General features: G+C 61.8%; 9 protein-coding genes. All 9 read left to right on the forward strand.

Annotation, left to right across the window (positions count from 1 at the left end; all coding sequences use genetic code 11):
- The 9 genes from murD to lpxC all read left to right on the forward strand — a co-directional run bounded on the left by murD (position 1) and on the right by lpxC (position 10,495).
- Complete coding sequence (murD, locus tag ACWNZ1_RS26460) at positions 1 to 1,347, forward strand: UDP-N-acetylmuramoyl-L-alanine--D-glutamate ligase (protein WP_135847088.1); 1,347 nt, start codon at positions 1 to 3, stop codon at positions 1,345 to 1,347.
- Positions 1,344 to 2,561: a putative lipid II flippase FtsW gene (gene ftsW, locus ACWNZ1_RS26465; RefSeq protein WP_122567006.1), complete on the forward strand. Its 1,218-nt coding sequence runs from the start codon at positions 1,344 to 1,346 to the stop codon at positions 2,559 to 2,561. The genes murD and ftsW overlap by 4 nt, the downstream gene beginning before the upstream one ends.
- Positions 2,551 to 3,621, forward strand: a complete 1,071-nt coding sequence (murG, locus tag ACWNZ1_RS26470; protein WP_135847087.1) for an undecaprenyldiphospho-muramoylpentapeptide beta-N-acetylglucosaminyltransferase — start codon at positions 2,551 to 2,553, stop codon at positions 3,619 to 3,621. The genes ftsW and murG overlap by 11 nt, the downstream gene beginning before the upstream one ends.
- On the forward strand, positions 3,614 to 5,074 hold the full coding sequence (murC, locus tag ACWNZ1_RS26475) for a UDP-N-acetylmuramate--L-alanine ligase (RefSeq protein ID WP_135847086.1): 1,461 nt from the start codon (positions 3,614 to 3,616) through the stop codon (positions 5,072 to 5,074). Before murG ends, murC begins: the two co-directional genes overlap by 8 nt.
- Positions 5,071 to 6,036: a D-alanine--D-alanine ligase gene (locus ACWNZ1_RS26480; protein ID WP_135847085.1), complete on the forward strand. Its 966-nt coding sequence runs from the start codon at positions 5,071 to 5,073 to the stop codon at positions 6,034 to 6,036. Before murC ends, ACWNZ1_RS26480 begins: the two co-directional genes overlap by 4 nt.
- Before the next feature lie 3 nt (positions 6,037 to 6,039).
- A complete protein-coding gene (locus ACWNZ1_RS26485) occupies positions 6,040 to 6,906 on the forward strand; it encodes a cell division protein FtsQ/DivIB (RefSeq protein WP_135847084.1) in 867 nt (288 codons plus the stop codon).
- Positions 6,907 to 6,920: 14 nt separating this feature from the next.
- The gene (ftsA, locus tag ACWNZ1_RS26490; protein WP_003205342.1) at positions 6,921 to 8,180 is read left to right on the forward strand and encodes a cell division protein FtsA; all 1,260 of its coding nucleotides are present in this window, start codon (positions 6,921 to 6,923) and stop codon (positions 8,178 to 8,180) included.
- A gap of 97 nt (positions 8,181 to 8,277) precedes the next feature.
- The gene (gene ftsZ, locus ACWNZ1_RS26495; protein WP_135847083.1) at positions 8,278 to 9,471 is read left to right on the forward strand and encodes a cell division protein FtsZ; all 1,194 of its coding nucleotides are present in this window, start codon (positions 8,278 to 8,280) and stop codon (positions 9,469 to 9,471) included.
- Between the two features lie 112 nt (positions 9,472 to 9,583).
- Positions 9,584 to 10,495, forward strand: coding sequence for a UDP-3-O-acyl-N-acetylglucosamine deacetylase (gene lpxC, locus ACWNZ1_RS26500; RefSeq protein ID WP_135847082.1), 912 nt, complete (start codon positions 9,584 to 9,586; stop codon positions 10,493 to 10,495).
- Positions 10,496 to 10,718: the final 223 nt, after the last annotated feature.

A 10,718-nucleotide genomic window follows, 5' to 3' on the forward strand; every position in this document is an offset into this window, starting at 1 on the left:
GTGTCCCTGATCGCTTCTGACCACTTCCGCATCGTTGTCGGCCTCGGCAAGAGCGGCATGTCCCTGGTTCGCTTCCTGGCGAACCGGGGCGTGTCCTTTGCCGTGGCTGATACGCGGGAGAATCCGCCTGAGCTGGCCACGCTGCGGCGTGACTATCCCCAGGTGGACGTGCGTTGTGGCGAGCTGGACGTCGAATTCCTGTGCCGCGCCGATGAGCTCTACGTGAGCCCTGGCCTGGCCTTGGCGACTCCGGCCCTGCAAGCGGCGGCGGCCCGTGGTGTAAAACTGTCCGGTGACATCGAGCTGTTCGCCCGTAACGCCAAGGCACCGATCATCGCCATCAGCGGCTCCAATGCGAAAAGCACCGTCACCACCCTGGTAGGCGAGATGGCGGCGGCCGCCGGCAAGCGGGTCGCGGTGGGTGGCAACCTCGGTACTCCGGCGCTGGACCTGCTCAGTGACGACGTCGAGCTGTACGTGATGGAACTGTCGAGCTTCCAGCTCGAAACCACCGATCAATTGGGCGCCGAAGTGGCGACCGTGCTCAACGTCAGCGAAGACCACATGGACCGCTACAGCGGCCTGCCGGCTTATCACCTGGCCAAGCACCGGATCTTCCGTGGCGCGCGGCAAGTGGTGTTCAACCGTCAGGACGCGTTGACCCGTCCGCTGCTGGGCGAGGGCCTGCCATGCTGGTCCTTCGGCCTGGGCGTTCCGGATTTCAAAGGCTTCGGGCTGCGCGAAGAGAATGGCGAGAAATACCTGGCCTTCGAATTCCAGAACCTGATGCCGGTACGCGAGCTGAAGATCCGTGGTGCCCACAACCAGGCCAATGCCCTGGCCGCTTTGGCCCTGGGGCATGCGGTCGGCCTGCCGTTCGACGCCATGCTCTCGGCCCTGCGCACGTTTGCCGGTCTCGAACACCGCTGCCAGTGGGTTCGCGACCTCGATGGCGTGGCCTGGTACAACGATTCCAAAGCCACCAACGTCGGCGCCGCCCTGGCGGCCATCGAAGGCTTGGGGGCGGACATCGAAGGCAAACTGGTGCTGATCGCCGGTGGCGACGGCAAGGGTGCCGACTTCAAGGACCTGCGTGATCCGGTGGCGGCCAACTGCCGTGCCGTGGTGCTGATGGGCCGCGACCGCGAATTGATCGCCCAGGCGCTTGGCGACGCCGTGCCGCTGGTTCGCGTCGGTTCGCTGGATGAGGCGGTGCAGCAATGCCGCGCCCTCGCTCAACCGGGCGATGCGGTCCTGTTGTCGCCGGCCTGCGCCAGTTTCGACATGTTCAAGAACTATGAAGAGCGCGGGCAGCTGTTCGCCCGGGCCGCGGAGGACTTGGCATGAGCCTGATGAACATCATCAAGCCGTACCCGTCGCCGCTGATCACCGGGCGTGGCATCGACCTGGATTTCCCGATGCTTGCCGGTTGCCTGGCATTGCTTGGCCTGGGCCTGGTGATGATCACGTCCGCCTCGTCGGAAGTGGCGGCCGTGCAGTCGGGTAACACGCTTTATCACATGATCCGCCACCTGATTTACCTGGTGATCGGCTTGGGCGCGTGCATCGTCACCATGATGGTGCCGATCGCCACCTGGCAGCGCCTGGGCTGGCTGATGCTGCTCGGCGCCTTTGGCCTGTTGGTGATGGTGCTGGTGCCAGGCATTGGCCGCGAGGTCAACGGTTCGATGCGTTGGATCGGTTTCAGTTTCTTCAACGTACAGCCTTCGGAGATCGCCAAGGTTTTTGTGGTGATCTACCTTGCCGGTTACCTGGTGCGCCGGCAGAAAGAAGTGCGCGAAAGCTGGATGGGCTTCTTCAAGCCGTTCATCGTGTTGCTGCCGATGGCAGGCCTGCTGCTGATGGAGCCGGACTTCGGTGCCACGGTGGTGATGATGGGCGCGGCGGCGGCGATGCTGTTCCTCGGTGGCGTCGGCCTGTTCCGTTTCACCCTGATGGTGGCGCTGGCGGTTGGCGCGGTGACGGTGCTGGTGCAGGCGCAACCTTATCGGATGGCGCGTCTGATCACCTTTACCGACCCGTGGGCCGACCAGTTCGGCTCTGGCTATCAATTGACCCAGGCACTGATCGCCTTCGGTCGTGGCGAATGGCTGGGCGTAGGCCTGGGCAACAGCGTGCAGAAGCAGTTCTACCTGCCCGAGGCCCACACCGACTTCGTGTTCTCGGTCCTGGCCGAAGAACTGGGTGTCGTGGGCTCGTTGTGCACCGTTGCCCTGTTCGTGTTTGTCTGCGTGCGCGGGATGTACATCGGTTTGTGGGCCGAGAAGGCCAAGCAGTTTTTTGCCGCCTACGTGGCGTATGGCCTGTCGTTCCTGTGGATCGGTCAGTTCCTGATCAACATCGGTGTGAACGTCGGCCTGTTGCCGACCAAAGGCCTGACGCTGCCATTCCTCAGTTATGGCGGCAGCTCCCTGGTGATCTGCTGTGCCTGTCTCGGCTTGTTGTTGCGCATCGAGTGGGAAAGTCGAACCCATCTGGGCAGCGAAGAGATGGAGTTCCAAGAGAGCGACTTCGCCGAGGAGCCGACTCATGGGCGCTAACGTGCTGATCATGGCGGGCGGTACCGGTGGGCATGTGTTCCCGGCGCTGGCCTGTGCCCGGGAGTTCCAGGCGCGCGGTTACACCGTGCACTGGCTGGGTACGCCACGGGGTATCGAGAACGAATTGGTGCCGGGTGCGGGCCTTGAGCTGCACCGGATCGACGCCAGTGGCCTGCGGGGCAAGGGCAAATTGTCGTTGCTCAAGGCGCCGCTGATGCTGCTCAAGTCGGTCTGGCAGGCGCGGGCGATCATCCGCCGCTTGCAGCCGGTATGCGTGGTGGGGTTTGGCGGTTATGTGACAGGTCCTGGCGGTGTTGCGGCGAAATTGGCCGGTGTGCCGGTGATCGTTCACGAACAAAACGCCGTGGCCGGTACCGCCAATCGGTTACTGGTGCCGTTGGCCGCCCGGGTCTGTGAAGCCTTTCCCGACACCTTTACCCTGTCGGGCAGCCGTCGCACCACCGGTAATCCGGTGCGTACCGAGCTGTTCCTCGATACACCGCGCCCGGCCCTGGCCGGACGCAAGGCGCGCTTACTGATCCTGGGCGGAAGCCTGGGGGCAGAGCCGTTGAACAAATTGCTGCCTGAAGCCTTGTCGCAGGTCGCCCCCGAACTGCGACCGGAAGTGTTCCATCAGGCCGGCAAAAATCACGATGAAGTGACCGCCGAGCGCTATCGCGCCGCAGGCGTCGAGGCGCAGGTGCAGCCTTTCATCAAAGACATGGCCCAAGCCTATGGCTGGGCCGACCTGGTGGTTTGCCGCGCAGGCGCGCTGACCATCAGCGAACTGGCTGCCGCCGGTCTGCCCTCGATGCTGGTGCCTTTGCCCCACGCCATCGACGATCACCAGACCCGCAATGCTGATTATTTGGCCCGTGAAGGCGCTGCCTTCCTGATGCCGCAAAGAACGACTGGCGCCGCGGATCTTGCCGCCCGCCTGACAGAGGTTTTGATGCAGCCGCAACGACTTGAAGACATGGCCCGTGCCGCCCGCCGCCTGGCCAAACCCGATGCTACGGCCCAAGTGGTCGATACCTGCCTGGAGGTGGCCCATGGTTGAGAATCGCAAAGCCATGCCGCAACCGGAAATGCGCCGTATCCGCCGCATCCACTTCGTCGGTATCGGCGGCGTGGGCATGTGCGGGATTGCCGAAGTGCTGCTGAACCTGGGTTACCAGGTTTCCGGTTCCGACCTGAAGGCCTCTCCGGTCACCGAGCGCCTGGAGTCCTTTGGCGCCCAGATCTTTATCGGGCACCGCGCCGAGAACGCCGCCAATGCCGACGTGCTGGTGGTCTCCAGTGCCGTGAACACCTCCAACCCGGAAGTCGCCACCGCCCTGGAACGCCGCATTCCCGTGGTGCCTCGGGCTGAGATGCTGGCCGAGCTGATGCGCTATCGCCACGGCATCGCCGTCGCCGGTACTCACGGCAAGACCACCACTACCAGCCTGATCGCTTCGGTGTTCGCTGCCGGCGGCCTGGATCCGACCTTCGTGATCGGTGGGCGCCTGAACGCCGCGGGCACCAATGCCCAGCTGGGTACCAGCCGCTACCTGATCGCCGAAGCCGACGAGAGCGACGCCAGTTTCCTGCACCTGCAACCGCTGGTGGCCGTGGTCACCAACATCGATGCCGATCACATGGCGACCTATGACGGCGACTTCAACAAGTTGAAGAAAACCTTCGTCGAGTTCCTGCACAACCTGCCGTTCTATGGTTTGGCGGTGGTGTGCCTGGACGACCCGGTGGTACGTGAAATCCTGCCGCTGATCAAACGTCCGACCGTGACCTACGGTTTTGGCGAAGAAGCCGACGTGCGCGCCATCAACGTGCGCCAGCAGGGTATGCAGACGTTCTTCACCGTGTTGCGCCCGGACCGTGAGCCACTGGATGTGTCGGTGAACATGCCGGGTAACCACAACGTGCTCAACTCCCTGGCCACCATTTGCATCGCCACTGACGAAGGCGTCAGCGATGAAGCTATCGTTCAGGGCCTGTCCGGGTTCCAGGGCGTGGGCCGACGTTTCCAGGTCTACGGCGAACTGCCGGTGGACGGCGGCAACGTGATGCTGGTGGACGATTACGGCCACCACCCGACCGAAGTCGCGGCGGTGATCAAGGCCGTGCGCGGTGGCTGGCCGGAGCGTCGCCTGGTGATGGTCTACCAACCACACCGCTACAGCCGCACCCGCGACCTGTATGACGATTTCGTCCAGGTGTTGGCCGATGCCAACGTGTTGCTGTTGATGGAAGTCTATCCGGCCGGTGAAGAGCCGATTCCCGGCGCCGACAGCCGTCAGCTGTGCCACAGCATTCGCCAGCGCGGCCAGCTGGACCCGATCTACATCGAGCGCGGCGTGGACCTCGCGCCGCTGGTCAAGCCGCTGCTGCGCGCTGGCGACATCCTGCTGTGCCAGGGTGCCGGTGACATCGGTGGCCTGGCCCCGAAACTGTTGAAAAGTCCGTTATTCGCCGGGGCAATCGTGGCTTCCAGCGAGGGGAAACTGAAATGACTGCTGCCTACGCCAACCTGGTCTCGACCCTTGAGCCGAAAGCCTTCGGCCGCGTTGCCGTATTGTTCGGCGGCAAGAGCGCCGAGCGCGAGGTATCCCTCAAGTCCGGCAATGCTGTGCTGCAAGCCCTGCAAAGCGCCGGTGTCGACGCTTTCGGCATCGACGTGGGCGACGACTTCCTTCAGCGTCTGCTGAACGAGAAGATCGACCGCGCGTTCATCATCCTTCATGGCCGTGGCGGTGAAGACGGCAGCATGCAAGGCTTGCTCGAGTGCCTGGGCATTCCCTACACCGGCAGCGGCATCCTGGCTTCCGCCCTGGCGATGGACAAGCTGCGCACCAAGCAGGTCTGGCACAGCCTCGGCATTCCGACGCCGCGTCACGCCGTGCTCGCAAGCGAGGCCGATTGTATTTCGGCGGCCACGGAACTGGGCTTCCCTTTGATCGTCAAACCGGCCCATGAAGGTTCAAGTATTGGCATGGCGAAAGTGACTTCGCTGCCTGAGTTGACCGCGGCATGGAAAGACGCCAGTTCCTACGATTCGCAAGTGTTGGTCGAGCAGTGGATCACAGGTCCCGAGTTCACCATCGCCACCCTGCGTGACCAGGTGTTGCCACCGATTGCGCTGGGCACCCCGCATACGTTCTACGACTACGACGCCAAGTACGTCGCCAACGATACCCAGTACCGCATTCCCTGCGGGCTGGACGCCGCCAAGGAAAAACAACTGATGGACCTCACGGCCAAGGCCTGTGAGGCGCTGGGTATTGCCGGTTGGGGGAGGGCGGACGTGATGCAGGACGCCGATGGGCAGTTCTGGTTCCTGGAAGTCAACACCGCGCCCGGCATGACCGATCACAGCCTGGTACCGATGGCGGCCCGTGCCGCCGGCCTGGATTTCCAGCAACTGGTGCTGTCGATCCTGGCTGCCAGTGTCGGCAATCAAGAGTCAAGAGGTTAAGCCATGCAAGGCGCATCGCTTCGTCATCAGCCATCCGCACCCGGTCGCAAGCCGGTGCCGCGGGGTGCCAGCCGAATGGTGGCCAAGGAGCCGATGTCGGCGCGTCTGCCGAAAGCCAATTTTGGCTTTCTCAAGAGCCTGTTCTGGCCGGTGCTGCTGGTGGTGTTGGGGTTCGGTACGTATGAAGGTGCCCAGCGGTTGCTGCCTTACGCCGACCGGCCGATTGCCCGGATCAACGTCCAGGGTGACCTGAGCTACATCAGCCAGCAGGCGGTGCAGCAGCGGATCGCCCCGTTCGTGGCCTCGAGCTTTTTCACCATCGACCTGGCGGGCATGCGCACGGAGCTGGAGCAGATGCCCTGGATCGCTCACGCAGAAGTCCGTCGGGTATGGCCTGACCAGATTTCCATTCGCCTGGAAGAACAACTGCCGGTGGCCCGCTGGGGCGACGAATCGCTGTTGAACAACCAGGGCCAGGCGTTTACGCCGCGAGAACTGGCCAACTATGAACATTTGCCACAACTGTTCGGCCCACAGCGGGCCCAGCAGCAAGTGATGCAGCAGTACCAGGTGTTGAGTCAGATGTTGCGGCCACTGGGCTTCTCCATCGCGCGCCTGGAATTGCGTGAGCGCGGCAGCTGGTTTCTGACCACTGGCGCGGGCAGCTCAGGCCCGGGCATCGAGCTGCTGCTCGGTCGCGGCAACCTGGTGGAAAAGATGCGCCGCTTCATCGCCATCTATGACAAGACGCTTAAAGAACAGATTACGAACATTGCGCGCATCGATCTGCGCTACGCCAACGGCCTCGCTGTTGGCTGGCGGGAACCTGTAGCGCCGACGACGGCCGCACCCGCCGTCGCGAAGAATTAAGAAGAGGCAGGACCATGGCAAACGTGCAAAGCGGAAAAATGATCGTCGGTCTGGATATCGGCACTTCCAAGGTGGTAGCGCTGGTAGGCGAGGTCGCGGACGACGGCACGCTGGTCATCGTCGGGATCGGTACTCATCCGTCCCGTGGCTTGAAAAAAGGCGTGGTGGTGAACATCGAGTCCACCGTGCAATCGATCCAGCGCGCCATCGAAGAGGCGCAGCTGATGGCCGGTTGCCGGATCCACTCGGCGTTCGTTGGCGTGGCGGGCAATCACATCCGCAGCCTGAACTCCCACGGCATCGTGGCGATCCGTGATCGCGAAGTCAGCTCCGCCGACCTCGAGCGCGTACTCGACGCGGCCCAGGCCGTGGCGATCCCGGCCGACCAGCGGGTGCTGCACACCCTGCCGCAGGATTATGTGATCGATAACCAGGAAGGCGTGCGTGAACCCCTGGGCATGTCCGGCGTCCGCCTGGAAGCCAAGGTCCACGTGGTCACCTGTGCAGTGAATGCCGCGCAGAACATCGAAAAATGCGTGCGCCGCTGCGGCCTGGAAATCGACGACATCATCCTCGAGCAACTGGCCTCGGCCTACTCGGTGCTGACCGACGACGAGAAAGAGCTGGGCGTGTGCCTGGTGGACATCGGCGGCGGTACCACCGACATCGCGATCTTCACCGAAGGCGCCATTCGTCATACGGCGGTGATCCCGATTGCCGGTGACCAGGTGACCAACGACATCGCCATGGCCCTGCGCACGCCGACCCAGTACGCCGAGGAAATCAAGATCCGCTACGCCTGCGCCCTGGCGAAACTGGCCGGTGCCGGTGAAACCATCAAGGTGCCAAGCGTTGGCGACCGTCCACCGCGCGAGCTGTCCCGCCAGGCCCTGGCCGAAGTGGTCGAGCCGCGTTACGACGAGCTGTTCACGCTGATCCAGGCCGAACTGCGCCGCAGCGGCTACGAAGACCTGATCCCGGCCGGCATCGTGCTGACCGGCGGTACGTCGAAGATGGAAGGTGCGGTGGAACTGGCCGAAGAGATTTTCCACATGCCGGTACGCCTGGGCGTGCCCCATGGCGTCAAGGGCCTGGATGACGTGGTCCGCAACCCGATTTATTCCACCGGCGTGGGCCTGTTGATGTACGGCCTGCAGAAGCAGTCCGACGGAATTTCGTTCTCAGGGATAGGCAGCCGCGACAGCTACAGCAGCGACGAGCCGAAGGCTCCGCTGTTCGAGCGGCTCCAGGCCTGGGTCAAGGGCAACTTCTAACACCGGTTTAAAGCTTCAAGCGCCCAGCCCAGCTTGGCGCCGGAAGACGCAACAAACGCAGTAGGCGAAAAAACTAGAGAATGAAAGGAGAGGGAAAATGTTCGAACTCGTAGACAACATCCCCGCTAGCCCGGTTATTAAAGTAATCGGTGTCGGCGGTGGCGGCGGCAACGCTGTCAACCACATGGTCAAGAGCAACATTGAAGGCGTTGAATTCATCTGCGCCAACACTGATGCCCAGGCGCTGAAATCCATCGGCGCGCGGACCATCCTGCAATTGGGCACTGGCGTAACCAAAGGCCTGGGCGCCGGCGCCAACCCTGAAGTCGGTCGTCAGGCCGCTCTCGAAGACCGTGAGCGCATTGCTGAAGTCCTGCAAGGCACCAACATGGTGTTCATCACCACGGGCATGGGCGGCGGTACCGGTACCGGTGCGGCGCCAATCATTGCCGAAGTGGCCAAGGAAATGGGGATCCTCACCGTTGCGGTGGTGACTCGTCCGTTCCCTTTCGAAGGCCGCAAGCGTATGCAGATCGCCGACGAAGGTATCCGTCTGCTGTCTGAAAGCGTCGACTCGTTGATCACCATTCCTAACGAGAAGCTGCTGACCATCCTCGGTAAAGACGCAAGCCTCTTGTCGGCTTTCGCCAAGGCCGATGACGTACTGGCCGGTGCCGTTCGCGGTATCTCCGACATCATCAAGCGTCCGGGCATGATCAACGTCGACTTTGCCGACGTACGGACTGTCATGAGCGAAATGGGCATGGCGATGATGGGCACTGGCTGCGCCAGCGGTCCGAACCGTGCACGCGAGGCCACCGAAGCGGCCATTCGCAACCCGTTGCTCGAAGACGTGAACCTGCAAGGTGCACGCGGCATCCTGGTGAACATCACCGCCGGTCCTGACCTGTCCCTGGGTGAGTACTCCGACGTGGGTAGCATCATCGAAGCCTTCGCTTCCGAGCACGCGATGGTCAAGGTCGGTACCGTTATCGATCCGGACATGCGCGACGAGTTGCACGTCACCGTGGTTGCCACCGGTCTGGGCGCGAAAATCGAGAAGCCTGTGAAGGTCATCGACAATACCGTTCACACCTCTATGGCTTCGCAACCGCAACAACAAGTGTCCTCCCGTCAGGAAGCGCCTGCGGTGAACTACCGTGACCTGGACCGTCCGACCGTCATGCGCAACCAGGCCCAGGCCGGTACTGCGACTGCCGCGAAGATGAATCCGCAAGACGATCTGGATTACCTGGACATCCCGGCATTCCTGCGTCGTCAGGCCGATTGATGAAATGTATCAGGGGGATACGGGTGATTGGTGTTCAGCAAAGGTCTGGTCTGCTATCATCGCCAGCCTTTGTTGATACCAGTTCGCAATTTGCGCTGAAGCGGCCCATGCCATGATTAAACAACGCACCCTGAAGAATATTATCCGTGCCACAGGTGTCGGCCTGCACTCCGGCGAGAAGGTCTACCTGACCCTCAAGCCAGCACCTGTCGATACCGGCATCGTGTTTTGTCGTGCCGACCTCGACCCTGTGGTGCAGATTCCTGCTCGCGCGGAAAACGTTGGTGAAACCACTATGTCGACCACATTGGTCAACGGTGACACCAAAGTGGACACGGTGGAGCATTTGCTCTCGGCCATGGCTGGCCTGGGCATCGATAACGCCTACGTCGAGCTCTCCGCGTCCGAAGTACCGATCATGGATGGCAGTGCCGGACCCTTCGTATTCCTGATTCAGTCGGCTGGCCTGGAAGAGCAGGACGCCGCCAAGAAGTTCATCCGCATCCTGCGGGAAGTGACAGTGGAAGATGGCGACAAGCGCGCCACTTTCGTCCCTTTCGAAGGTTTCAAGGTGAGCTTCGAGATCGATTTCGATCACCCGGTTTTCCGTGACCGCACCCAGAGTGCAAGCGTGGATTTTTCCAGCACTTCGTTCGTAAAAGAAGTCAGCCGCGCCCGCACCTTTGGTTTCATGAGTGATATCGAGTACCTGCGCAAGCACAACCTCGCACTCGGCGGCAGTGTTGAAAATGCGATCGTGGTCGATTCCGATGGTGTGTTGAACGAAGACGGCCTTCGTTATGAAGACGAATTCGTCAAGCACAAGATCCTCGATGCAATCGGCGACCTCTACCTGCTGGGCAATAGCCTGATTGGTGAGTTCAGGGGCTTCAAGTCCGGCCACGCATTGAACAACCAGCTGCTGCGCAAGTTGATTGAGCAGAAAGATGCTTGGGAAGTCGTGACGTTCGAAGACGCCAGCACCGCACCAATCTCTTACATGCGCCCTGTTGCGGCTGTGTAAGCAAAAAACCTCTCTAGTTTTTAAAGGCTGCCTTTGGGTGGCCTTTTTTTATGGCTGTTTTCTGGGGCGTCTGTGGCGATAGGGGGTAATGCTGTTTTTTGGGTTGGTTGGGGTACATATCCGTTGCTGCGGTAACGGCTGCTTATGGTTCCGCCCTTACGGCCATCCCTTTCAAGGTCTTAGGTAAAATCCCCTGAAGTTTCTATCAGGGATACCAGAACGA

This window comes from Pseudomonas sp. CFBP 5748 (assembly GCF_053850495.1).

Coding starts and splice junctions, on each gene's coding strand:
- ftsW (WP_122567006.1), top strand. CDS start 1,344: ATGAGCCTGATGAACATCATCAAGCCGTACCCGTCGCCGCTGATCACC.
- murG (WP_135847087.1), top strand. CDS start 2,551: ATGGGCGCTAACGTGCTGATCATGGCGGGCGGTACCGGTGGGCATGTG.
- murC (WP_135847086.1), top strand. CDS start 3,614: ATGGTTGAGAATCGCAAAGCCATGCCGCAACCGGAAATGCGCCGTATC.
- ACWNZ1_RS26480 (WP_135847085.1), top strand. CDS start 5,071: ATGACTGCTGCCTACGCCAACCTGGTCTCGACCCTTGAGCCGAAAGCC.
- ACWNZ1_RS26485 (WP_135847084.1), top strand. CDS start 6,040: ATGCAAGGCGCATCGCTTCGTCATCAGCCATCCGCACCCGGTCGCAAG.
- ftsA (WP_003205342.1), top strand. CDS start 6,921: ATGGCAAACGTGCAAAGCGGAAAAATGATCGTCGGTCTGGATATCGGC.
- ftsZ (WP_135847083.1), top strand. CDS start 8,278: ATGTTCGAACTCGTAGACAACATCCCCGCTAGCCCGGTTATTAAAGTA.
- lpxC (WP_135847082.1), top strand. CDS start 9,584: ATGATTAAACAACGCACCCTGAAGAATATTATCCGTGCCACAGGTGTC.